Annotated in this window: 25 protein-coding genes; 2 read left to right on the top strand and 23 right to left on the bottom strand. The window is 36.8% G+C overall.

The genetic code is table 11. The features are described from left to right. Positions 1 to 345 carry a helix-turn-helix domain-containing protein gene (locus J2T03_RS15385; protein WP_306843880.1) on the top strand — a complete coding sequence of 115 codons (345 nt, stop codon included), beginning with the start codon at positions 1 to 3 and terminating at the stop codon, positions 343 to 345. Positions 346 to 1264: 919 nt separating this feature from the next. Here the strand turns inward: J2T03_RS15385 and J2T03_RS15380 are convergent. The 21 genes from J2T03_RS15380 to J2T03_RS15280 form a co-directional block, all read right to left on the bottom strand. Then, a complete protein-coding gene (locus J2T03_RS15380; RefSeq protein ID WP_307212367.1) occupies positions 1265 to 2155 on the bottom strand; it encodes an alpha/beta hydrolase in 891 nt (296 codons plus the stop codon). Between the two features lie 121 nt (positions 2156 to 2276). Further along, positions 2277 to 3122 carry a helix-turn-helix domain-containing protein gene (locus J2T03_RS15375; protein WP_307212365.1) on the bottom strand — a complete coding sequence of 282 codons (846 nt, stop codon included), beginning with the start codon at positions 3120 to 3122 and terminating at the stop codon, positions 2277 to 2279. Positions 3123 to 3334: 212 nt separating this feature from the next. Beyond that, entirely contained in the window at positions 3335 to 3466 is a 132-nt protein-coding gene (locus J2T03_RS15370; RefSeq protein ID WP_306843886.1) for a hypothetical protein, read from the bottom strand. Between the two features lie 266 nt (positions 3467 to 3732). Next, on the bottom strand, positions 3733 to 4959 hold the full coding sequence (locus J2T03_RS15365) for a cytochrome-c peroxidase (protein WP_306843888.1): 1227 nt from the start codon (positions 4957 to 4959) through the stop codon (positions 3733 to 3735). Between the two features lie 10 nt (positions 4960 to 4969). Next, complete coding sequence (locus J2T03_RS20500; protein WP_373426921.1) at positions 4970 to 5365, bottom strand: DUF3995 domain-containing protein; 396 nt, start codon at positions 5363 to 5365, stop codon at positions 4970 to 4972. 19 nt (positions 5366 to 5384) lie between these two features. Further along, positions 5385 to 5954: an anthranilate synthase component II gene (locus J2T03_RS15355; RefSeq protein ID WP_306843891.1), complete on the bottom strand. Its 570-nt coding sequence runs from the start codon at positions 5952 to 5954 to the stop codon at positions 5385 to 5387. Next, complete coding sequence (locus J2T03_RS15350) at positions 5951 to 7366, bottom strand: anthranilate synthase component I family protein (RefSeq protein ID WP_306843892.1); 1416 nt, start codon at positions 7364 to 7366, stop codon at positions 5951 to 5953. The genes J2T03_RS15355 and J2T03_RS15350 overlap by 4 nt, the downstream gene beginning before the upstream one ends. Before the next feature lie 4 nt (positions 7367 to 7370). Further along, the gene (locus J2T03_RS15345) at positions 7371 to 8099 is read right to left on the bottom strand and encodes a thioesterase II family protein (protein WP_306843893.1); all 729 of its coding nucleotides are present in this window, start codon (positions 8097 to 8099) and stop codon (positions 7371 to 7373) included. Further along, entirely contained in the window at positions 8100 to 8582 is a 483-nt protein-coding gene (locus tag J2T03_RS15340; protein WP_306843895.1) for a 3-hydroxyacyl-ACP dehydratase FabZ family protein, read from the bottom strand. It lies immediately after the preceding gene. After that, positions 8583 to 9629, bottom strand: coding sequence for a beta-ketoacyl synthase N-terminal-like domain-containing protein (locus tag J2T03_RS15335; protein ID WP_307212362.1), 1047 nt, complete (start codon positions 9627 to 9629; stop codon positions 8583 to 8585). Further along, positions 9616 to 10857: a beta-ketoacyl-[acyl-carrier-protein] synthase family protein gene (locus J2T03_RS15330; RefSeq protein ID WP_306843900.1), complete on the bottom strand. Its 1242-nt coding sequence runs from the start codon at positions 10855 to 10857 to the stop codon at positions 9616 to 9618. The genes J2T03_RS15335 and J2T03_RS15330 overlap by 14 nt, the downstream gene beginning before the upstream one ends. A 14-nt stretch (positions 10858 to 10871) precedes the next feature. Then, positions 10872 to 11627: a 3-oxoacyl-ACP reductase FabG gene (fabG, locus tag J2T03_RS15325; RefSeq protein WP_306843903.1), complete on the bottom strand. Its 756-nt coding sequence runs from the start codon at positions 11625 to 11627 to the stop codon at positions 10872 to 10874. An 8-nt stretch (positions 11628 to 11635) separates the two neighbouring features. Next, positions 11636 to 12790 carry an FAD-dependent monooxygenase gene (locus J2T03_RS15320; protein ID WP_307212359.1) on the bottom strand — a complete coding sequence of 385 codons (1155 nt, stop codon included), beginning with the start codon at positions 12788 to 12790 and terminating at the stop codon, positions 11636 to 11638. After that, the gene (locus J2T03_RS15315) at positions 12787 to 13665 is read right to left on the bottom strand and encodes an MBL fold metallo-hydrolase (RefSeq protein ID WP_307212357.1); all 879 of its coding nucleotides are present in this window, start codon (positions 13663 to 13665) and stop codon (positions 12787 to 12789) included. Before J2T03_RS15315 ends, J2T03_RS15320 begins: the two co-directional genes overlap by 4 nt. Before the next feature lie 11 nt (positions 13666 to 13676). Then, a complete protein-coding gene (locus J2T03_RS15310) occupies positions 13677 to 14669 on the bottom strand; it encodes a 3-oxoacyl-ACP synthase III family protein (RefSeq protein WP_307212354.1) in 993 nt (330 codons plus the stop codon). Beyond that, complete coding sequence (locus J2T03_RS15305) at positions 14669 to 15694, bottom strand: diiron oxygenase (RefSeq protein ID WP_306843910.1); 1026 nt, start codon at positions 15692 to 15694, stop codon at positions 14669 to 14671. The genes J2T03_RS15310 and J2T03_RS15305 overlap by 1 nt, the downstream gene beginning before the upstream one ends. After that, entirely contained in the window at positions 15691 to 17184 is a 1494-nt protein-coding gene (locus J2T03_RS15300) for a phytoene desaturase family protein (RefSeq protein ID WP_306843912.1), read from the bottom strand. The genes J2T03_RS15305 and J2T03_RS15300 overlap by 4 nt, the downstream gene beginning before the upstream one ends. A 191-nt stretch (positions 17185 to 17375) precedes the next feature. Beyond that, entirely contained in the window at positions 17376 to 17621 is a 246-nt protein-coding gene (locus tag J2T03_RS15295; protein WP_306843914.1) for an acyl carrier protein, read from the bottom strand. 13 nt (positions 17622 to 17634) lie between these two features. After that, positions 17635 to 18669, bottom strand: coding sequence for a 3-oxoacyl-ACP synthase III family protein (locus tag J2T03_RS15290; RefSeq protein ID WP_307212352.1), 1035 nt, complete (start codon positions 18667 to 18669; stop codon positions 17635 to 17637). Then, the gene (locus tag J2T03_RS15285) at positions 18656 to 19528 is read right to left on the bottom strand and encodes a hypothetical protein (RefSeq protein WP_306843917.1); all 873 of its coding nucleotides are present in this window, start codon (positions 19526 to 19528) and stop codon (positions 18656 to 18658) included. The genes J2T03_RS15290 and J2T03_RS15285 overlap by 14 nt, the downstream gene beginning before the upstream one ends. A 22-nt stretch (positions 19529 to 19550) precedes the next feature. After that, complete coding sequence (locus tag J2T03_RS15280; protein WP_307212351.1) at positions 19551 to 21125, bottom strand: AMP-binding protein; 1575 nt, start codon at positions 21123 to 21125, stop codon at positions 19551 to 19553. Between the two features lie 1723 nt (positions 21126 to 22848). Between J2T03_RS15280 and J2T03_RS15275 the strand changes: the two genes are divergently transcribed. Beyond that, on the top strand, positions 22849 to 23022 hold the full coding sequence (locus J2T03_RS15275) for a hypothetical protein (protein ID WP_307212349.1): 174 nt from the start codon (positions 22849 to 22851) through the stop codon (positions 23020 to 23022). A 473-nt stretch (positions 23023 to 23495) separates the two neighbouring features. Here the strand turns inward: J2T03_RS15275 and J2T03_RS15270 are convergent, their stop codons facing one another. Both J2T03_RS15270 and J2T03_RS15265 read right to left on the bottom strand, forming a co-directional pair. Then, positions 23496 to 24041 (bottom strand): terpene synthase family protein, encoded by a 546-nt coding sequence (locus J2T03_RS15270; RefSeq protein ID WP_306843923.1) that lies wholly within the window; start codon positions 24039 to 24041, stop codon positions 23496 to 23498. Positions 24042 to 24197: 156 nt separating this feature from the next. Further along, on the bottom strand, positions 24198 to 25226 hold the full coding sequence (locus J2T03_RS15265; protein ID WP_306843925.1) for a terpene synthase family protein: 1029 nt from the start codon (positions 25224 to 25226) through the stop codon (positions 24198 to 24200). Positions 25227 to 25294 lie beyond the last annotated feature (68 nt).

Genomic DNA, 25294 nt, shown 5'->3' with positions numbered 1-25294 from the left:
ATGAAAACATATTCATTTGAAGAAGTACTTAATGTTTTAGGAAATATTGAGTTAAGATTGCAAAATATAGAGACATGCTTACTTACACTTCCAATTCCGGAATCATCACAAAATGATTTCATAGGAGCTAAAGAAGCGTGTGAAATTCTTAAGCTATCCTTACCTACCCTATATTCTAAAGTATCCCTACGTGAAATCCCATGTTTCAAAAAAGGTAATCGACTTCATTTTTCTAAATCGGAACTACTCGCATGGATTTCTGAAGGAAGAAAAAAATCTGTGGCTGAAATCAATCAAAAAGCACTTGAAATTGTCAAGAATTTTGAGAAGAGAAAACGGTGTTGAACTTATCCATTTTCAAAGATTTAAGATACATATTATGGATTTTCTATGGAGAAGTCAAAAACATGATTTTGGATGCAATAAGATACATTAAGTAGCATTAAGGTGCAATAAGATACCTTAAGCGAAGTAATTTCCCCAATTTTTAAATTTGCAAAAAATATTGGGTCTAGGGGACAATAGAGGGACAAATAATTTTAAAAGTAGTCAAAAGTGATAAAATTGCTTATAATATGAATACCATGTAAGTACTTTATAATCAGGAATTTTGTTTGTTTGAGTATGTATTGTTTATATTTTTTACTTTCCGATGCAGAAAATGAACCTGCTTGATATACAAGTGACTAACAATTACAGGGGGCATTTGACCACCATTCTCAAACAAACTGATAATAACTAAAGTAAAGTTACTCTATTAAAGAGATTTGACAAAGGATTTTAATTTAGAATTTTAAGTATTTTCAAAATTCTGTTATTTGACTTCTTAATTATTGCAAAAGATTGTAGTGAAAAGCCTTACCTCAGGTGACGCCCAACAAAATAAATACGATCTAAGATACATTTATAAAATTTTATAAAAATCCTGTAATGTGAACTTGACAGTATTATCTTTGAACCAGTTTCTTGCAGATATTGATCGAATTTTAAATGTACTTAATAAAAAAATTGACAATAAAGCTGAGAGTTGATTTTAAACCACTGTTTATTAATTTTTTTTATTGTTGGAAGGACAATTGGGTCATGAATCAACCACATTAAAGGAATCTTTATGCATTGTTACTTAGCGATAATTTTATACCATGAAAAGATTTTCAACTATAAATCCATTGATCCCGCTTTTAGGTGGCGGATCAGTTATGATGACACTCAGAACATTTAACAGCCCCATATTCTATAGAAGTATATTACTGACCTAAAAATCCTAAAGGAATTTTAGGAACCAATCGACTGCCGATTTTGAAGCGATATCAAAGTGCTGGATATAAGGGGAAAAGTGTCCGTCGGGAATGGTGACCAATTCTTTGGGCTGTAAGGCTTTCTCATAGGCATCTAAGCAAAGGTCTGTAGGTGTGACAATATCACGTAGCGCAACGATAAAAAGGATAGGAGAGCTGATGCGAGACAGGTAAATACTTGGTTCATACATGCGACTATATTCAGTAGCCCGAAGCGTTACTTCGTTGCGGAAAGTTGAAGACAATGGAAACGCTCCCATATAATACTCTAAGGCATCACTTGTCGGATAAAGTGGATTTTCGTTCTTTTCGCCTACAAGTTTTCTCATCATAGGTTCTTCACCCCGAAGACGATTAAGCCTATCTTGTGCAACAATATCCCAATAAGCTGGTTCATTTTCGATGGACATTCTTCTCTGTGCTGAACGGAAGCCACTAATCGTTGGGACCTGTGATACGATACACTTGACTCGTTTATCTGTTGCCCCAGTCACTATGACGTGCCCACCGGAGAAGCTTGTTCCCCAGATCCCTATTTTATTCTTATCAACTTTATCTAGTGTGCAGGCATATGTAATGCTGTTTTTGTAATCATCAATCTGAGAAAATGGATTGATCTCCTGTCGTGGATAGCCATCACTTTCGCCCAAATTCTGGTAATCAAAAAGAATGACGACAAAACCTTTTTCTGCAAATTTCTCTGCAAACTTGTCAATGTACGCTTCTTTGGTAAGCCCAAAGCCATGTGCCATTATAATTGCAGGACATTTTCCGTCTTTTTCTGGAATGTACTGCAATGCGGTGATTTTCACTTGCTCACTCAGGTAATTTACTTTTTCCGTTCTATACTTGTACATAAGACTAATTTGTTATACTCCATTTCTTGAAACATATTACGGTTTGAGGAAGTTGAAGCGGTATAATTTATTGTCCAGCAAAGTTATTGGGAAGCAAAGAAAAACTATTGCCGTAAAGGCTCTATGTTTTGTCGATTTGGCCCGTCGTCTCGGTTCGCATAGATGAAGGGGTTTTGTGAAAGTGTTTTCTAAAGGACTTATCAAATTGTGAAAGTGTGTTAAAACCACATGCAAATGCGATTTCAGAAATACTTTTATCTGTGTGGGGCAACAATACACGGGCATCCGATAATCTACGGGTCCGTATCCATCTGGCAGGGGAAGAACCGAAAATACTGTTAAACTCACGCTTAAAAACAGATAAACTGCGATTTGACAACCGGGCAAGCTGGTCGATGGTATAATTTTCCTTATAGACTTTCTCCATCAAATCCAACAAATCACTGCTTTGCTGTCCGATAGAATTAAAAAAATCCTTAGAATTTGGATGCCTTTTTATAATGAGGTAAATAAGTTCCACTACTTTCAATTCAAGAAGGGCACGGGTATTTTCGTTTTCTTTGATATAACTAAAATATTGGGTTACAAAACTGTCCATAATCCTGCTTTTATCAAGTATTAGCATGTCTGGGAGTAGCCGGTGGGCTTGGTGGATACTGTTCAACTCCAGTAAATTTGCCTGCTTGATCAACGCCTTATTAAAATAGATGACAATTGCTTCAAAGAAACCATCTTCTGCAAGATATTCGGTCATTGTATATACACCCTTTTTTAGGAGTAAAATCTGATTATTGTTTACCTCCAGTATTTTTTCATCATAGAATAGAATCTTTTTGCCTTTTGTAACAATAACAAATGCGTTTTCCTGCATCAGTATAAGTTGTTTGGTGGAAACGATATTCGTCTTCCACTTTGCAAATATTAACTTGTCATCTTTTAAAATTTTTTCTTTTGGAAATGTTTTCACTCATATAATATTTTGACACAAAAATAAACATAAATTAACCGTGCCATCAGCTTTATCGATTACTGAAAACAAGACGCTTCCATATATTATAAAAATAGCTGCTTCTACCCCTATTTATCTGTTGAAAATATTTCATAGCTACTGCTTTTGATAAGTCTGTGCAGGTGAAAGGACAAAATCTGGCAATTACATGGCAATTTGCAATACAACACTTACTTGGAAAAGTACATTCCAAAAGATACTTGTGACTGTTCCAGCTTGGCTTTAGCTTTAGCTCCCTCTTTCTTATCAGCGATTTTACTTCCTTTCACTTTCTGGTTGATTACCTTCTTTGCGGTATGCATCTAATAAAGTGCTGATGTTGATCTTGTCTAAAGCGTCATTTACAATCCGCACAAGATGATGATCCATAGGAATCAGATCGTCAAAAGTATGCGGAAATAAAACCAGCTGATTTTGATTATAATGCTTAAAAGTCATACATATAATTGATTACTAGATAAATATAAAAAAACAGATCAAAATATATAAAAATTATTTACTTTTTAACAAGAAAACCGCCTCAGTTGTGAGACGGCTTTGTTTTCATTAACCGTAAATTTGAAATGTACTATTGATTAATAAAAGGATTTGACCATTTTTTATCCGTATATATATTTTTTCCGGAAAGGGTTTTAAGAAACGCTATAAGTGCTTTTTTTTCTTTTTCCGTGACTCTTAGGTTATCAGCCAGTGCCAAACGTATATCCAGCTTAGGATTCTTGCTGCTTTTTGGCACTTTATTATAATGATCTACAACGCCCTCTAAAGTGGTAATAAGCCCCGAATGCATCATCGGTCCGTTGGATGCCCCATTGCTGTTTACAAGATCCCGTAACGAAGGAGATTTGGTAACGTTAATATCAATCCCGTTACTGTTGATCATATTGATGACTCCGTTATTACTGGAAATAGGAGCTATACTGAATTCAGGAGCTCCATGGCATCCGGCGCATCCAAGCCCACCAGCTATACGATCACCCCCGACCAGTAAACTCAGCACAGGGGTCTCAAGGAAGAGCTTTTTGCCTAAGTTTTCTTCTGCTGTAAAATTCGAGAATGAAGAAAAATCTGAAAAAGAATTCGCTCTGCCCTGATCATATTTAGAATCAAAGGAGGTAATACTTCTTATAAACTGAGCCAACGCGTTCTGCATTTTACGTTCAGTAATATCAGAACTCCCATATGCTTTGGTAAATAATTCCTGATAGTAAGGCAGACCTTTAAGTCTGGTAATGAGATCATTCACTGAAAGGTCACCATTACTGCCGCTAAATCCCATTTCTATATGATCTTTAACCGGCATTGTGGTCTGGGTTTCTAAAGAGGAAGCTCTTTCATCCCAGAAAAAACGGGATTCAAAAGAAAATCTTGTATTGACCAATCTCATTGAATGCCTTCCTGTCTGTCCGTTCACCCCTTGGCTTGCAATACTGTTGTCTCCGAATGCCAGCTCCTGCTTATGGCAACTGGCACATGACACGGTATTGTTCGAGGAAAGATTCTTATCATAAAATAAAACCCTTCCCAAGGTAGCTCCTGCATCCGTTATCGGATTTATAAAGGGAGCATTGTCTTGAATTATATACGAAGGAATCTCCTGATCCGAATAGTTTGCCAGATTATTCAGATCAATGTTATCACCAAACGTAGCTGTTAAAGCACTGGACCTTTTGTAGCCGGATAAAGCTGAAACTTTAGGATCTGCTTCGGAAATGGGTTCATAGAGAGCATCGTTTTGACATGACACTATGCCCAGCATTATGAAGGGCATAAGGAATAATTTATTGTTTCTCATATAAAAGTATTTAAAATGTGTTAATCAGTAATAATGTCAAAAAGCTTATAAGTACGCATAATGGAGTGTAGATAAGCGTATCTCTTTGGGAAAATGGAGTATTTTTTATTTTCTTAAAAAAACCAATGTATCTAAAATCTCCTACTGCTCTTATAAAAAACAGGAAAGTGTTTATCCATAAAATAGGCAGCGAAAATCTACTGGGAAAGACAATTGCAGATGCTGGCAGCAAAAAACAAAAGCCTGTAATAAGACAAACGAAAGCACCTGGTTCAAAAAGCGGAATTTCGTTTTCTGTTGTGGGAACTGCCAAATCCTTACCCCATGTTCCTCCCAATGCCCAATAGATGTGCAGAAACGATATTGACAGAATAATAATCAGTAAAATATATCCGGTTATATTCATATAATATTTTCCTTGATTTTTAAGATTTAAGCCAGTTTTGCATAATATTTTTTCCCTTTGGTGTAAGAAAACTCTCAGGATGATATTGCAGTCCAGTAATATCATATTTTTCATGTCTCAGAGACATGATTGTGTCCTGATCATCAGTAGATGTTATGACCAGGTTTTGAGGCAGATTACGGTTTTCCACCACCCAGCTGTGATATCTTGCGACTTCTATATGATCAGGCAATTCTATATAGATTTTTTCATTTTTGTTAAGTGAAATTATGGAACTGACTCCGTGATAAACTTGAGAAGTATTGATAAGGTGAGCTCCAAAAGCGACTCCTATGGCCTGATGCCCTAAACAGATACCCAATATTTTTTTTGAATGCTTATAAGTCTCAATCAAAGGAATGCATAGCCCAGCATCCTGCGGTATTCCGGGACCGGGAGAGAGGATAACAGCATCATAATCCTGTGCTAGTTCCAGCTGGAAGGCATCATTCCTGTAAACATCAATCTTATAGTCACCACATTCGGAAATGAGCTGTTTGAGGTTGTAGGTAAATGAATCATAATTGTCTACAAGCAGTATTTTTTTCATAAGGTATATGATGTAAATTCTTTTAACGTGTTCAGAATTAAGGTGATCTTATTGTTTACTTCTTCCAGCTCTTTTTGAGGGTCGGACGATATGACAACGCCGGCTCCGGCGCGGTAAGTCATCACTCCGTTTTCGAATAAGGCACTTCTTATAAGAATACAGGTATTGATATCATTATTAAATCCTATCCAACCAAGTAATCCTCCATAGTATGAACGACCGCTGCTTTCTATATCATCAATAAGCTGTACCGCCTTGTATTTAGGCGCTCCGCTTAATGTTCCTGCGGGTAGAAACTCTTTGACCAGGCGGATCGTATTAAGCTCTGTATTTAGTTTTCCCTGCACCTGGCTTACCATATGGATAACATTATTATAATGTTCTATGGTCTTCAGTTTACTGATCTGTACATCATTTGCATATCTGCTGAGATCGTTCCTTGCCAAATCAATCAGCATATTGTGTTCCGCATTTTCTTTAGGGTCTGCTAGCAGCTCTTTTTCCAGCAATGCATCTTTTTCTTCATGCATTGTTTTTTTGTAGGTTCCTGCGATGGGTTTTATTATTGCCAAATCATGTGACGAACTGAAATGGGTCTCCGGTGATGCCCCTGCTATCGTATAGTTTTCTTCTTCCAGAAAGAAATAATACTGGGCACTGTTGTTTTTCAGCTCCACAAAAAATGTCCACGGATCGCCTGCATAGTTTCTGGAAAATCTTCGGGAAACTACCAGCTGGAATACATTTCCTATCTGGCAGTGATGTTTTGCTTTATTCACTTTTTCTAAAAATTCTTCCTCCGTACAGTCTTTTTCTTCTGTGTTGGATACTGAAAATCCTTTTAATCCGGTATTTAAGGTGTCTTTCAGCTGTTCTTTCATTTCCGTGATCTCATCGCTTTCTCCATCATAATAGTTATTGATGCAGATAACCTGTGAGAGGGTGATATTGAAAACATAAATATATCGGTACAGAGAAAATTTAAAGAGTGGTAACTGGCTGTTTTCTCTTTCCTCAGCGTATTTTTTCAGAGAAATATTTTCTATAAGCTGTATAGAATCATAGCTGCTGAAACCTAAAAGACCGTTATACGGATGAGAAATATTTTCAGGGGTGTGTTTTTTTTGCCATTCAGTTGTTTTATCCCAAAAATTATGCTCGTCAGTTTCTATTGTTTCTGTCTTTTCACCTGATCTGTATTGAAGCTCATTCACATTATTTGACTGTAATGAGGCAATAGATTCTGCCGCAATAAAAACCAGCCTGTTGTTGTCATTGTTTACGGCTTCAGAAACTTCAAACCAAATAGAACTTGTGGCTTTCTGCCTCAGGGAGTTATAAAAACTCTTCATATCAAAGTTTTCGGGGTAATCTGAACTTATATGGAAAGAAGAGATCTTAGTTTCTTTCATGGATTTAGTGTATTAAATCATTTATTATTTTACTTAACAGGGCAGAGGTCTGCTTAGGATACTGGAACATAAAAAAATGTCCTCCCTCTACAGGAAAATAGCTTGTAATATTGGACGTATGAAGGTTCCAATCTTTATAGCAGTCTTTATTATTATACAGCTCATCATTTTCTGCCATGATTACTGCCAAAGGAGTTTCGATGATAATGGACGGCCAGTCTTCAACAGGATTTTCTTCCAAAAGCGCTGTATCTTTTTCCATAATCTCTATCCGTTTCTGCTGTACTCTCTGAAAAATCGGGGCATTTTTGCTTCTTTCATATTTCGTTGGAAGAATATCAAGGAGCAGGGCATTCCGCTTTTCTCTCGGCATCGGCAGTTCTGCAGGCTGAAACAGAGGAGCCCGCATCCCTGAAACGATCAATCCTTTCGGCGTATAATCTTCCTGTAGATTAAATAAGACAAGAAGGGCCAAAACAGCTCCCATACTATGTCCCCACAATATAAAAGGCTGGTCTTTACTTAGCAGCCTGCTTCTGATTTTATCCGAAATATCTTCTATAGTTTCTTCTAATGTTGAATGAAAGGGTTCCGTACTTCTCATTCCCCTTCCCGGCAGTTCTACATGGTGTACCTCTACATCTTCCGTATTCAGTACATTGGATACATTAGACATAGAGGAAGATGAGCCGCCCGCATATGGAATACAGAACAATAGGGTTTTGCCTTCCATCTAAACAGATAATTTACTTTTATCTATAGACATTACGGTTACTTTCCCTTTTGCACAGACAGAACCTTCTGCCGATGCTTTTACATGAATAGAGCAGGCAGGTCCTTTTCTCCAGTCTATACTTACCTCCAGCTGCAACAGGCATCCCGGTAATACCGACTTCAGGAAATTTATCTGCACATTACCTAAAACTCCTATTATGGGTCTTTCTGTCGGAGGAAAAGGTTTCCCTTTCTCCCATTCCAGATCATCTAAAGCCAGCATGAGTGATGAAGCCTGTGCTAATGCTTCCGTAATAAGGACTCCCGGCATAATGGGGAAATCGGGGAAATGACCTGCGAAATAGGGCTCACCCATAGAGACCGCTTTTACAGCGGTAAGTTCTTTTCCGGGAATATAGCCCGTCACTTTATCTATCAGAAGAAACGGATGTCTGTATTTTAAAATTTGAGTGATCTGATAGGATTCTAACAATGCTTCCATTTATTTTGCTTTTTCTATTATGGTGAGGATTACGGCTCCTGCCTTGTCTGCTGAAAGAACCAGAATGTTTTCCTGATCTGTTTTGTGAATGCCTTTTCCTTCGAATACCGAAACAGCATAGGCTATTCCCAGCATTCCTCCGGCGTTGTCATTATCTCCAAAAAGAGTTTCAGGATAAATGACAGATGTGTTCAGCCCATTTTTTCTTAACACTTCTTCAAAAATAGTTTCATCAATCACCGAAGTGCCTCCGGAAAAAATAATGGTATCAAAACTGAACAGGGCTGCCATATCTGAAATATTCTGATACAGAAATGCTTCTATTGGCAGATTCTCAGTATGGGTCTCAGAATGTATTTTTTTTATTGCGACTAAAGGTTTTCTGCCTGCTTCAGATAAAGTTTCTCTGCGTTCTAAAACCATGGCAATTCCCAGTTCGGTGGAGGCTGGTCTGTGCAGGCCTTCATTTCCCCTGCGGATAGACTCCTGATATTCATTTCGGACTTCTGTAGAGGCAATGACTCCGTAATCTGTGATTCCCTGTTTTAGATGGAGGGAAGCAATATCCAGAGCCTGAAGACTTCCTGCCATCCCTGCACATACACTGAAATTGGGACCTTTTATTCCTGCCTGAATGGCCATCTGGCTGGCAGCTGCATTGGCAATGGTGCTTGGAGCTTTCATGGGGCTTACACGGTCCGGACCTTGATTTTTTGCAGTTAAATCAAAGATAAAACAGTCTTCAAGGTTGGAAAGTTCAGTGCCGTCGTAAAGCCCGATTCTTTCAGGAGTTTCATTGATTTTCGAACTTAAACCCCTGTTATGTATGGCATGAAATGCAGCATTACAGTACAGCAGGGTTGCTTTGTTAAGAAATCTCTGTCCTTTTGGTTTTAGAAACTTCTGGGGATCATGATCTTCAATGATTAAAGCTTTCGTTTCCGATTCTTTTCGGAAGAAATAATTGTCAATCTCCGTTCCGTATGGACTATTGAAGCCTATTACGGAAATTACTATATCGTGATTTGAAGTGTTATTTGCTATCATATTTACTGAATATTACGCTGCATATATTTCCGCCAAAAGCGAAAGAATTACTAAGAACATGATCTACTTTATTTTCGATTTCTGAGGATGGCTGGATATGAAAATGAGTATTGAAGGCTTCATCAATTTTTTCTGTATTGCGATTTCTGGGAACTTTTTGATGATGTAGGGAAAGAGTAGCAGTTACTGCTTCCAATGCACTGGCTGCTCCCATGCAGTGTCCTAACATGGATTTGATTCCATTAACGTATAAAGAATCTATTTCTTCTCTGAAAACATTGCGCATCGCATTTACCTCATGGGAATCATTGGCTTTTGTTCCTGTTCCGTGGGCGCTCACATAAGTGATGCTCTCTTTATCAATATTGCTTGATTTTATTGCATTGTTCATAGACAGGGTAGCACCGGAACCTTCCGGATCAGGGGCTGTAGGATCATAGGCATCACAGGCTAAGCCGTATCCTTTGATTTCGCCATATATTTTAGCTCCTCTTGCTAATGCATGTTCCAGTTCTTCCAATACTAAAACAGCTGCTCCTTCTCCTACAATCATTCCATTCCTGTTCTGATCAAAAGGTTTGCAGTTGTCTTTTGACATGGCTCCCAATCTGTAAAAAACGGTGTAGCAGGACCGTGTAAAAGGGTCAGCTCCTCCTGCAATAATCAAGGAAGATCTGCCTTCGCGAATCATAGAGTATGCGGTGCCAATAGCATAATTTCCTGCTGCACAGGCTGTAGGAATTACCATATTGGTTCCGCCGAGATTGTAATATTTTGCTATACTGGCACTTAGTTCAACCGGTCTGAAATAAGTAAGTGTTTTTGCAGCTTCAGAGGAAAGGTCTTCATGTTTCATTTCCAGATTCCACTGATCTACAATTCTTTCTACAATATCCTGGTTGCCGTTTGTAGTACCCAGAATAACTCCGTAATTATTTTTTTTAGTGAATTTTTCAAAACTGGCATCTTTCAGACCCATATCTATCGCGGCGGCGGCATAAGTAACGGCTTTACCATAAGGCTTAAAATGCTCCAGTAATTCAGTATTCTTATAATCTTTTTCCAAGTCTACTTCAGCAGCGCGGGTAACTCCTTTATAGTTGGAGGGGTCCAGTTTTGTAAGGTCTCCGACTCCTGATTCTCCATTCAGGATTTTTTCCCAAAAGGCTCCTTTTTCACAGGCTAAAGGGCTTACTACACCCATCCCTGTAATTACGATTCTTTTCATATGTTTTGTGTTTTTTATAAAGTTAATCCTCCATCGATGATGAATGTCTGCCCGGTGATATAGCTGCTTTTGTCCGAGCACAGAAAGGTTACCAGCTCAGCAACTTCTTCCGTTTTTCCCATCCTTTTCATGGGGATCATCTGATCTATTTTCTTTTTGTCCTGTTCATTCATTTTGGCTACCATTTCGGTATCAATAAATCCCGGGGCAACAGCATTTACCTGTAAGTTGAATTTTGCAAATTCCAGAGCCAGTGTTTTGGTTAAAGAGATAACGGCTGCTTTAGTTGCTCCGTAATTGGCCTGTCCCACTGCTCCTCTTACTCCTGAAACAGATGATATGTTGATGATTTTTGAATTTTTCTTTCGGATGAAAGATCTTATCACTGCTTTTGTTAGGTAATAGGTCCCATTCAGGTTGGTTTCCAGTACGCTGGTCCACATATCGGTGGTCATGCTGAAAAAAGGGGCGTCCATTGTGATTCCTGCATTGTTTACTAATCCGTATAGCGGACCTAATGCAGATTTTTCAATTTCGGCGATTAAAGAATTTGATTGTTCTTCATCTTTTATGTCAGCCTGATAAAGCATAGCCTTACCCGGAAACTCAGCTGAAAGTTTGTCCAAAAAAGCTTCTGCTATTTCTTTCCCATGATTATAGGTAAATGATACAGATGCTCCCGATGAAAGCAGCTGCTGAACAATGGCTCTTCCGATTCCTCTTCCGCCTCCTGTTACTAAAAAATGTTTATCTGATAAATCTATTTGCATAATTATTTTTAAATCTTATTGAGTATGGAAAGGTCTCTGCTGCTGGTCTGTATTTTGGAATTAAGGCTGTTCATAAAGTCTTCTGCGCTTCCGAAACTGCCTGCCAGACGATGACCATAAGCAAGAACTTTACGGTTAAGTTCAAAACGCTGCTCCTGATAGCCTGCCAGTGCTTCTTCCAAAGAAATTTCACCGTCAAAATATTTTGAAAGCCAGATGAACAGTTCTCCTGTATCTTCAATAGCCAGGTTCATTCCCTGTCCCGTAATGGGATGGATGGAATGTGCCGCATTTCCCAAAAGGAGTATCCTTCCTTTAAAGTATTGTTCAGAATGCATTCTGCACAAGGGAAAAGTGAGGAAATTGTCCAGTGAATTGATCTGGTTTAACATGTCATCACTTTGGGTAACAAATGTTTTCAGTCGGTTGATCAAAGTTTCTTTGTTTCCGGTTTCTTTCAGGTTTTTCCCTTCTTCCATATTAAACCCTAAAACACATCGGGCTTCTGTATTGTTGATCGGGTAGAAATAGGCGAGCCCTCCGTTTTTGTCTACATACAATCGGTTGAGCTCTTCTACACTTGATGTAATAGGGTATTTGTTGAAATACATCACATGATCGTAATAGTCGAAATGGGCTTTTATTTTCGCATATTCTCTTACAATGGATTTGGTTCCGTCCGCTCCGATAAGGATATTGCTGAAAATCTCTTCTCCTGAATTAAGGGTTACATAGACCCCGTTTTCCACTTCATTAATTTTTGAAACGGATTGATTGACCAAAAGTTCTATGGTTTTGATGGCCTGAATTTTATCATAAATCGTTTCCAGTAAAACGCTGTATGGACAAACCATGAAATATCCTCTTTCGTTTTCTGCCTTATAATTGATGTGATCGACCTGAATGCCATTATGAAAAACACTGAGCTGATCTCTCACTCTGCATTCCTTATTCATAAGTTCCTGTAGCAGTCCGTGTTTTTCAAGGACATTGATTCCGGAAGGCTTCAAAATATCGGCACCATTCATATTGACTTTAGCGTTTTTTTCTAAAATCAGGATTTTTTTGCCTTGTAAACCAAGCAGCCAGGCCAGGAAAATACCGGCAATTCCTGCTCCTACAATGCAAGCGTCATATTCTGTATATTTTGGATTTTGATTCATACGAATGATTCTGTTTTTAAATGAGAGATTAATAGTTCTATACTTTTTCTGTATACTTTATCCGGAATGAAGGAATGATCCATTACTTTATATTTTTTGCAGACGTGATCCACCAATTCTTCTTCTGATAAATAATCTTTACGTAGGGCCACAAACTCTATCAATTTGTTACACCCAAGAAGGCTGCAGGCTGGGGCAGATAGGGCCTCCACACTTGTAAGGATACCATTGTGTCCTAAAGCAACGGTCTCGGCACACAAATCTCCCAATCTATTGATGCTGTCTATAAATTGTCTTACATGATCAAAAGCCAACGGAAACCATTTTTTTGTATTGATAATTTCCCCTAAAGAATCCGATACAAACAAAATGTCTTTTTCTTTATAATGAATACTCACAGAACATGGACTATGGCCCGGAGTATAGATTACTTCCCAGATTCCAGATTCCGTTTCTATTTGTTCTTTATCTTTCAGAATGATGAAAGGAATCTGTTGTAAGTCCGCCGGAAATTTTTTAATCTCTTTATCTGAGATCAGGGCATTCAGCTGACGAATCCTTTTTACATATTTTTCATTACGGAAGTTTTTCACCGCATGTTCCGAGGCATATAGTTTTACATGCTTCAGATAAGGATAAAGAGATTCTATAGCTCCGCAATGGTCATAATGGGAGTGTGTAATAAACCAGTGTCTGACTAATGACAGATCAGAAACATGTTCTTTCAATTGTGCCAGCAGAGTTTTGGCATCCCGGGTTAATCCTCCTTCTACCAGTATGTATTCCTGATCTTCTTTTACCAGATAAACCGGGTTGGAGATTGTTCCCAAGATGGCTAAAGAGTTGTTTATATTTCCTGTTTTATTGATCCACATGGTATTATGGATTAGAATTTATATAAAACACTTCCCCATGTTGCTCCGGAGCCATATCCCACTATAAGTCCCAGCTTTCCTTCTCTTTCTTCCGGAGGAGTATTCTCCATATATTCACTCAGTGTGATGGGCAAAGAACCGGAAGCAATATTTCCATATTTATGTACATTGATCTGTACCTTATTTCTTGGAATTCCCAGATTATTTATCACTGCATCCAAAATTCTCATATTGGGCTGATGGGGAATAATAACATCTATATCTTCCATGGAAAGATTGTGCTTTTTCAATGTCTGTACCGTTACTTCTGTGAATTTCTCTACTGCATGTTTAAACATGGCTTTGCCGTTCATCCGGAAATAGGAACATTTGCTTTCATCTCCGCTGAAGGTTTTGCCTGATGTACCCGGACTTTCTGTCCAAAGCAGTTCAAAATAATTTCCATCAGCGTGTATTGCAGCATTCAGGATTCCTTTGTTCTGATCCTCTGAAGCACTTAGCACAACAGCTCCGGCGCCGTCACCAAGTAATATGGAGAGGTTTCTACCGTCATCAGAATAGTCCATTCTTTTTGATAAAGCCTCTCCGCAGCAGACTAATATGTTCTGATGAGTTCCGGTTGCTATAAATTGCTTTGCGATGTCCATTCCATAAATAAGCCCGCTGCACTGTGCCCGGATATCAAATACGGGAATTGTATTTTTCAGAGAAAGCAGTGGCTGAATCAAGCAGGCCTGAGATGGATCATGGTAATCAGGACTCAATGTATTTACAATCAGCATATCGATATCTTCTGGTAAGAGATTGGCTTTTTCAATTGCTTTTTTGCAGGCTTCTACCATTAATACGCCTGTGCTTTCATTTTCAGAAATATGTTGTCTGGTGAGCACGCCTGTACGGGTTTCTATGAATTCTTCCGTGGTATTCATCCATTCAACAATTGTTTTGTTGTCTATGGTTACAGAGGGAAGAGCATGACCAAATCCGGATATGACAGTATTCATTAGTCGTAGTTTTTGTTCATTACATTATCTATATCCTCTGTTACGGCAGATTTTTTTCTGAAATATTCTACAGCATCTTCCACATCTTTTTCAAATCTGTTGTCTCTCCATACTTTCATGTTTTCATCATCATTAGGATCGCAGATTCCAAGTTCCAGGAAGTATCTCATCAAGGGAGCCATAATTCTGGAATTGATTTTCTGACGGTTTTCACTTTCCAACACGGCAGGAATCAGTTTTTTATAATCTCTGAATGCTGGATTCTGAAAGCCGACACGGGAATACACCACAATACTGCAGACCGACATATCAAGCATGCTTCTGAGCATTGGAGCTGTACTTTCCTGTGCTTCTTTCAAAAATTCAGGAACCATATCTATAAACTCACGGATCATATTTTTGCCCCATTCTATATGTCTTGCTTCTTCTTTATGATGTTCTACGGCTACTGCTCTTGATAAGGGGGAAATTTCCTTGCTGTTGCAGTCTTCCATTGCATTGTTTTCTGCCAGCCATTCAATAAGAATGGTAAGGTAGATAGCCTTTAGGGGAAATTCGGACATTGCGGCATTGTGGCTGTATATTTCTCTAAGGTTTAAAGGGCTGGGGAAGGGGGTAATCTGAAAATGGGCCATTGCCTTTTTGAAGACCATTGCATGCACTATTTCTTCTTTGCAGAAATGGTGTATGTATTTTACGACTTCGGGAAATTTTTTAAGTGAGCCATGATTGACGATTTTCATATAGTATTCTGACACGAGGTTTTCGAATACGATGAAAGTATACCACCAAGAACCTGTTTCATAGACGGATAAAAGTCTTCTTTCTTCTTCTGTAGCAAGGTCATAATAAGGTGTTCCGTAGATCGCAATATTTTCTCTTTTTTTCAGCCAAGCACTTTCTACAGGTTCATCCCAAGGATGATCCAAAAGGAGGCTCATCTGTTTTTTTTCAGAAGCTTTATTCAGTTTTTCTAATAAGAGGGTAAACTTCGGGCTTAGTGTTTTTTTCTTTAGATTGCTCATATATTTTGTGTTTTTTTCATATTTAATAGTTTTCCTTGCGTAAATCCGAAACACATTGCGGTTTCATAGCCGGGACCTCCGGACCATGTGCTTACCAGTTTTACTTTGTCATTTGGGAAGTTGCTCAATAGTCCTAAATTAGTTTTTGGAAGCATTTTGTAGGCGAAAGCCGAACCTTTGGTAGCCAATGTAAATTTGTAATTGGTCTTCGGAGTTGAAGATTCTGTATAGATCAGCTTGTCTTCTATCTGAGGAAAGGTTTTAAGAACTCTTTTGATCAGTTTTTCCTGAATTTTATCTTTTCTCTGATTATATTCTTCTTCGGACAGGTGGAACCAGCGGTCTCCATGATCCAGAACTATAAACTGGAGAATATAGCCGCCTTCCGGGTCTACCCGGTGATAGTTGCTGACACTCAGGGTAAAAAGGTCATAATACCGGTCGTTCTCAAAATCTTCTTCTGTAAAGTCATCACCCGTGTCGGACACCAAAAGGTATTCTGGTGAGTTAATTCCCAATTCATCGGGTGGAACAGAAAGTACAGCAAATACACAAAAATGTCCCCATCCAACGGTGAAGTTTTCGAGAATTTCTTTAAATTCATGAGACTTTTCATCTTTTTTCAGCATTCTTACTACATCTTCGGGAGGGCAGGTCGCGATGACTCTTTTGGTCTTTACTATATTTTTTCGGGTGGTTACCAGCATATGGTCGCCCATATCTTCCATCTCATGCACCTGGTTTTTCTTCAGAAGAATTCCGCCGCGGTCTACAAATTCTTTTAACAGCAGATCCGAGATACGCTGTCCGGTTCCTTTCATAAATGCAGGACCGCCATAGAACATGGCATAAAGGCAATGGAGAAAATAAAAGGCATTGACTTCATTGGAAATGGAACCTGAATAAATAGCAATGGGGCTGAGTACTTCTACAATGTCCTGTCCTTTAAAAATGGATTGAAAGTAATCACGGGCTGTAATTTTTGATAAGCCCCTGCTTTCTCTCAAAATATCTCTGTTGATGGTATATTCATTCATCAGTTTTCTAAAAAACATATAATGCTGATATCCGTGAGATTCTATATCCTGAAATAGTTTTTCTATTCCTGCCGATTCGTCCGGGAAATGGGTAATGAGTGTTTTTTTTATGTCTTCTGGCTCAGAGGGAAGTTTGATGAATTGGTTTTTATACACTACTGTTCCAATTTCTTCATGCAATTCGAATTCGTCCAGTAATGACTGTAGTTCGAGTCTTTTAAGGGTATTCCATAGGTTTCCAATATTTTCTTTGAGTCCGCTTACTTTATGTTGGCTGCAGTCAAAAACAAATTTTCTTTTGTTCCGATAAAAATTTGTAGCATAACCTCCTACTTTATGATGTGCTTCGCTGATGGCAACCGAGCTTCCTTCGGTAACCGCAGAAATACCGTACATAAGGCCACAAAGTCCTGCTCCTATTACTAATTCATCGACTTCTAAATTTTCAATCATTATTAGATTATTTTGTTTTATTTTTTCCAAAAGAAATAACCTTCACTTTTTTTAAAGTGAGTATTTTTAATTACGGATGTCTGTTATGAACCAACATTAATAGGCTTTATTAATATTGGTGAAAAGTCAAAATCTATTAAAATCTTTGGGCCCAACACGCTGGTAAAACCCAAAGACTGTGTTTTGTATTCTTAAACGGCTAATTCTTCTTCCAGAACGTCTACGATATCTTTCGGCGTCTTCATTTTGATCAGGATTCCTTCATCTAAGCTGATGTCGAATTCTCTTTCCAGCTCAACCAAAACTTCCAACCCCATAAGAGAAGTAACTCCTATTTCATTTAACAGGTCTGTATCAGGTTTAATAATATTAATATTGCATTCTGCAATATCTGCTAAAATAGCATACACTTTGTTGAATAATCCTTGGTTTTCCATTCTATTGTAATTTTTAATAGTTAATATTTTCTGTATTCCATACCTGTGCTCCAAAACCCCATCCGATTCCTGCGCCGGCAAGTACAATTGTATTATTGGGCTTTATTTTTCCGTTTTTTAATGCAAAGTAGAGGGTCATGGGGATTGAGGCAGAGCTCAGGCAACTGTATTTTTCTACGGTGGTTGTATATTTTTCTTTCTTTATTCCTATTCCCATTGCCCACATTCTGATAAGCATTTTTGATGGCTGATGAAAGACAAAATGATGTATATCCTCAAGGGATGCGTCTGCCTTTTCTAAAGCCTTAAAGACAACTTCAGGAACATTTTGAGGTACAAATGTCTGCATTTGAGTGGGGGCATCTTCTCCTAATGTAAAGTAAGGACGGATAAATTCTTTCCCGGGCTTATTTGTCGGGGTTTTCCATTGTAATGTTGCAATGTCATTATAGGTGGGAATGCTTTTATAGTGGGAAGAAACCAATTTTCCTTCTTTTTCTGATCTTCCTATGACTATTGCTGCCGCACCATCTCCAAAAAGGGTAGAAGAGGGTAAGGAGAAGTCTGCAATTTGCGTAAATGTTTCTGCGGAACAAATCAGAACGTTTTTGTACATTCCTGTTTTTATGTAATCAGAAGCTATTTGCAGGGCTACCAGGAAAGATATGCATGCCTGGTTGACTTCCATAGTCATCGCTGAGTGTTTACAGTTCAGCTCTGTTTTTAAATATTCTGAAATCCCCGGGAAAATTCTGTCTTCTTCTTTATCAGACCAACCTGTAATGGTGCATGTGGTTCCTATGATAAGATCTATGTCCTGTGTGGAAAGACCTGCTTTTTCTATGGCTCCCAAAGATGCTTTTCTGGCAAGTTGAGAGCAGGATTCTCCTTTTTCTTTGTTTACCATATATCTTCCTTCCATTCCCCAGTTTCTCCACCAGTTTTTTGGAAGATTGGGAATTTCGGAAAACGGAGGCATATCATTGGTGTAATATGTCTCTGGAAGTCCTATGGCTATACTTTTTATGGAGGAGTTATATTTCATCATTTGTAATTTTTAGAACCGAATATTGGGCAAGAAACGGATTGTATGATACTATGGTGAGGGGGTGTTCTTTAAGTTGTTTGTTTTCTTGTAAATACCACGGAATAGTATTCATGGCTAGTGTATTTTCAGTTTCATGGGATGAGAGGTGTTCTGAAAACCATTTTTCTGTGATCACCGGGGTCTGTTGTTCTTTTAGTTTTAAGAATATATTTTTCAATTCAGAGTTGATGGCTTTTACAAAGGATGAACTGTAATTCCAGTTCAGTCTGAAAATATTCTCTTTTTTCAGGGCTTCTTCATTTCCTGCGTTGAAGCTTAAACCTGCTTTTGATATTTCTGAGGAAAGAATATGGATATTTTCCAATTCTATTTTGTTACTGCTTGATTTAAGGAGCAATGCATTTACACCGTCAGGAATACAGAATCCGTTTTTATCATCCTTAAGGAAATCCGAGAATTTATTTGATTGAATGATCAATGCATACTTATGCTCAGAGTTTGATAAAAAATCAGATGCGATTTTAATCATATTTCCCAAGTCATTATGAAACATTTCGAAAACGAATGCATTTTTTGCATTCAAATGCTTTTGTACTTCATGTCCTACGCCGGGAGCTGAAGTATTTCTCAGAGCAGTAGTATCATATAGCGAAATAGAAGCATTGATAATTATGCCCAGCTCATCTTGCGAAGCAGCATTTTTATCCAATAGCTGCCTGCTTAATTCTGAAGCCCAGGTGGACAAGGATTTTTCTTTTTCGGTTTCATAAATCTGGCATTGAAAGCCGTTCTGCATTTTACCACGAATACCAATGATATTCATTCCGGGAACTTCGCTTATTGCATCTATTATCTGCATATTTTAATATTAATAATTTGTGTTATGTTAAATTGTTTTCCAGTCTTTTTCTGATTACTTTTCCATTGCTATTTCTTGTTAATTCTTTTATGAAATAAATTCTGGAAGGACGTTTATAGGAGGGGAAGTCTTCTGACAGTTTTTTTTGAATTTCTTCAGAAAGGACATCATTGGCTGTTCTGTTTTTTTCTACCAGATATAATACTGGCTTGGCAAGACCATCATCATCCAGATAATAGCTGATGGCACATTCATCTACCTGCCTGAAGTTCTGTAACACATAATTTTCTATTTCAATAGGATTTACCCAGCGTCCATTTACCTTAAACAGATCGTCTTTTCTACCGTGATAGATGTAGGAGCCATCTTTATTTTGAGAACACAGATCACCTGAAAAATACCAACCTTCTTTATATTTTATTTTATTGATTTCTTCTTTTTCCCAATATGAACTGAGTGTGCTTTTTGGAGGATAAATGCACAGTTCACCTATCTCTCCATAGCTTTCTATTGTTTCATCGGGCGTGTCGATCCTGCTTATTTTTATATGGTAGCCGGGAACGGGAAGACCTAGTGATGAATTTTTACTTTGTTCTCTTAATTGGTGGTTGCACATGAAAATATGTCCTATTTCTGTAGAGCCGATTCCGTTAATAATCGTTTTATCAAATACTGCTTTCCATTCTCTGATGATAGATTCCGGAAGGGAAGAACCTGCGGATATAAATAATCTTATGCTATTGAATTCATTTTTTGAAAAGTTCTCATGCTGATGAAGAATTTCCGAATATACTTTTGGGGTCCCAAATAAAATAGTGGGTTTGTAAAGTCTTATGTTTTTTTTCAGATGATCAACTGTGAACCATTTTTCATCAATTACCACAGAAGCTCCTGTGAGCAACGGAAAAAACAGACTGTTTCCTAATCCGTAACCGAAAAACATTTTGGAAACGGATAGTATGATGTCTTCTTTAGCAATTTCCAATGTCTTTTGTGCAAATAGCTCTGTATTTGTAAGCATAGTATGGTGTCTGTGCTGTACTGCCTTTGGATTACCGGTAGTTCCGGAAGTATATTGCCAGAAAGCAACCGGATTATTTTCTGCATATTCAAATTCCAATTCCAAAGAAACGGCAGGGAAATTTTGAGGAGATAAAAATTTCTGCAAATAATTTATTGAGCCATATTCTTTTACTGAAGGATTATTTACTATGATGCAATCATTTATAATGTGGCATGAGCTATGTATAGTATGATAAAGCCTAAGATATTGGTGATTATCTATAATAGCACCTGTTGCCTTAGAGTCCAGTAAGATATATTCTAATTCCGAATTCTGAATTAAAGGGTTAAGAGGAACGGGAATGCATCCGATGGATATTAAAGATATGAATGAATAAATAAATTCAGGTGAATCATTCATAATCAGAATCACCCTATCTCCACAATCAAATTTTCCTGTAGATTTTAGGCTGGTGGCAACGGTTATTATTTTTTCGGCTATTTCTTTTCCTGATAGGCTGTTAAGACCATAGAGAATCTGGTTTTCATTATTATATAACAATAAATTTTTAATGATATTCCTTGATATATTCATAGAGTATATATTATCACTTCTGACCTTAATTTTAAAGTCAGAGTATGTAAATGATTAATCTGATTTTGATTTTTTTATCTAGAAAAGATTACTATATCTCTTGATGTATCTATCGGGAAGTATTGGAAAATAAGTTCGCTAAATTTTGTCATTTGTTTGTGTTTTTAAGAGGGATTGTTATTTGGAATTAAATTTTAATTTATTCATTATCTAAAGTTGACTACCTGTTGTAAGATCTCTGCGAAATTATAAATTTACTGTTATAATGATATGAGTATTGTGTTATAATTTCTGAAAAAAAAGTAATATTTCTTTGGTGCTTACTCTAGAATTTTTGAATCATAAGACAGCACGGTGTAGGAGTGGTGCATATAATAATTATATCTTATTAATGTCATAATATTGATTTGGTTTTTTGAAATATGTTGATATTTTACTTTGTGTAATGTATAAGTGTTGAATTTTTGTATTGTTGTATTGTTGTAAAAATGATATACTTTACTATGTATTTCTGTAAGTATATTGAAGTATGTATAGGTGTAGGTTGTCTTTTTTTTAATGGTGTTTTTTTTCTGAATATATAACACTTATTTTTTAATAAATGACAGTAAATCTTTTATGTGTATAGGTTTGTCAAAGAAAATATTAACTACCCGATAATGATAATATTTCTTGTATCCTAATGATCAAAAAAACTATTTTTCTATAAATGCTAATATTAAAACTAATGCTTCGCTTATCTCTGCTTTAGTAATACAGTAGTCAAATTTACTTTATACTTCTGATTTGGAAAAGATATCTTAAAACAGATTGATTTCATGGAGAGAATGGATGTTAGCCAACAGGTGACTGCAGTTTCTACCATAATTAGTGATATGAATTGTTTAAAGAAAAACAATCTAAGGAAGGTTCCTTTAAAAACAATTTCTTTCAATCACTAAATAACAGATATTCATACTTGGAGTTGGGCGGAACCTACTATCGATTTTCCTAATGTAGCACCTTGCAGATAGAGATACTACGATGCCTAGCTGGAAATCTTTCAATTATTTAGCCTTTATGGTAATTGCTCCGAAAAAATTCTATAAAAATAAAAAGTTTAAATGACTTCATTTATAAAATTGTGTCAAGTGATTTAAATAAAACTTATATAGATTGAATTTCTTTACATTTTTATTATTCTTTTAAATAAAAAATTACTGTTTTTACTGCTGGAATTTGGACAGAATGTACAGATATTATCCATCAATTATATAATCAAGGCAAGGGATTCTATCTGCAGGTAAAGTCATGCAGGGATCTTTTGTATTTTTTATTGACCATTATCATTTTCTTTGTCTCAAGTCATATACCTGTACATATGATTATTTGTCCCTTTGAGCTTTGCCTTTCTCTTACTGATATTCATTTTGATATGGGGTTAGATATTTAAAAATGTATGGGTATATTAATTTTAAATGAATCTGAATGATGATTTAATTTAGGGATAATTAGGTTATGTGCTTTGAGTATATTCGAGTATGATAATGAGTATAAGTAAGAAGTATTTTTTTTGTCTGCAAAAGTTTGTTGTTAATATTGTAAGTCATTTTAAAATAATATAAAGTTGTCTGTATGCATAATAAAAAATAGAGATCCCCAATAAGGGAGGGCCAATGATGAAAAAATATTTATTAATTTATAGTTAAAATCATGAAAAAGATTAGTTTAGTTCCTATCTACAATGGCTTTTGGTCAGGTAGGAATCAACACGGGTGTTCCTACTGAAATTCTTGATGTCAATGGGATCGAAAGAGTACGGGAGCTTCCGAAGCATCAAATGGTTAACGCTATTTTTACAAAACCTGACAGTACAAAATCAACCGTTAAGGATCAACCTTTCATCGCTGTAAGCTGATGCCAATGGTGTTCTGGGCTATCTGGATGGATTGCCGAAAGCTTTAAAACTCAATAAAAAATATTAATAAATATGAAAAATATTCCATCATTCTATTATATGATATATGATGAAGCAATAGGGCAGGTTGATATTTCGGGAAGTGGGGTATAATATGCTCACTATAGGGTAACAATAAAAATATAGCAAAGTATAATATATATCGGTAACAAAATGGATATTTGTTACAAGGCAGAAAATAAAAAAGGTACTATTGATCACTGATGGCACCTTTTTATTTGTATCTTTCTTAATCTCTTGCAAGAATAAAAATAATGTGTAAGTATATGGTATAATTATATAGTGTACTAGAATATTTCTTCAGTTTTGCTTTTACACAAAGCGTTAAGCTGTTTGATTCTCAAACTTTTCTAAATAAAGCTAGTCTGTGAATGATACACACTTCGTACTAGATAGATATCGTGCGAATGAAATTAAAACAAATAAGGAGGAGGTATTTTTCCGAGTCTTGAATACTGGCATTCCTCTATAAGGCCATACTTCACGTAAGTATTCATATTCTCTATAAATTGAAGCATCCATTCTTCAGGAAGAAAAGACATGAATTCATTCCGCATTATAGCAGCCTCATGAAACAGTCCGTCTTCGTGAGCTTCAGGAGTTCTTCCCTGAAATATCGAATTTATTTGGATGCTTATTTTTTCCAGCTTTTCTAGAGAACAAAGACCGTAGACGTCATCAAAGACCGTCATCCAGATCATCCACCGGTTACAAGGTATGATATGTTCGTCCGGAATTGAAGCGGCTTCAGAAGTCATTCTTGAAGCGGCTACATGAAGAAATTGTTCTTTGTATTTTTCCTTTGCTTCCGTAGACAAAAAACTGTAGGCATGATTATACCAGTCATCAGCAGCTTTTTTCATAAGCTCTGTAGGGGACGAAAAACCATCGGCCCAGGGATAGTATCCTGGAGGGAAAAAATCCTTTGGATTAATTGTTAATTTTCTCTCTGTTTTCATAGGTTTGATGAATAGTTTTTTTTAAAATAAATTTGTCAAACGGGTTATCATTGTGTATAATCATTTATGTTGAATAAAGCCTACAGATCCTTGTTACTTACAATAGATCCTGCAGTTTCCTGAATCCTGTACTGTATAACCAATTGAAGTGTCTTATTATTCCTTTACAAAAATGTTGTGTGGAATAATTGCATCATCATCCTCTTTACCATATTGTGGAATAATAAATGCTTTATGTTCATATCGGCTGGTTCCGGAATTATAATACCAGTTAGCACAGCCACTAACATGCAGTTTAATATGATAAACATGATCGTATGCTGCTTCTTGAAATTCACCAAAATCAGGAAGATTATTATGCAAGTGGTCTAGTTCCTGGGCATGGGCATTATGTATTCTCATTGCTTCTGTACAGGCTTCCTGGTAAGAAAGTTTATATTGATTTCTTAGAACGAAAATAATATTAAGACATTCATGATCTATTTCAATTTCTTTTTTCAGAGAAGCAAAGTCATTCTGAACTGCAATAAGCAGGCATAGAAGTTCTCTGCAACGCTGTATAATGGGATGATTATAAACATGAACGGGTAATGCGTAATTAATGGCCGGATCTGTCAGATCACCATAGGGCATCATCCCGATTGAATATCTTCGGAAACTAAGATAGTGGGCAAGCAAAGGATATGTTCTGTTTTCAGCTTGCTTAAAAGGTATCTCTTCTGCTATACCATACATGATGAATTCATAAAAATTGATGGAAATACGCTCTATCCAGAACTGTGGCATGCCATTAGCCAGCCATTCCTTTCTTGCCGCTGCCATTTGGCGCAAAATGCCGATTTCATCTTCGCGTGGATCTTCACCCATCATTACTTCATACACCCGATCTGCAATGACTTCCAGTTCTTTTGCAGGAGTCATCCCGAAATAGTCATCAAAAAGGGTGATATAGATCATCATTCTGGCACAGGGACGCATACATTCTATGCTGTCACAGGTAGGATTCATGTAGGTGGCAACTCTCGATAGAAACTGAGGTTTACATCTTCTTATCCCTTCTTCGGAAATAAAAGTATAATCATTATCATACCAGTCTTTTTCTTCATCATCAAAAGCATTGGCAATAGGGCTATTCACTGTAGGCCAGGGGTAATGGCATTTAGGAACAATTAATTCTTCTCTCATGGCTATTGTATTATATTATTAAAAATTTAATTATTGCAGATAGTGTGTTTTCTCAGTTTTCATAAGTT

It is taken from the genome of Chryseobacterium lathyri, from assembly GCF_030812195.1.
Taxonomy (GTDB): Bacteria; Bacteroidota; Bacteroidia; order Flavobacteriales; family Weeksellaceae; genus Chryseobacterium; species Chryseobacterium lathyri_A.
This window is presented reverse-complemented; position numbering and strand designations above follow the sequence as displayed.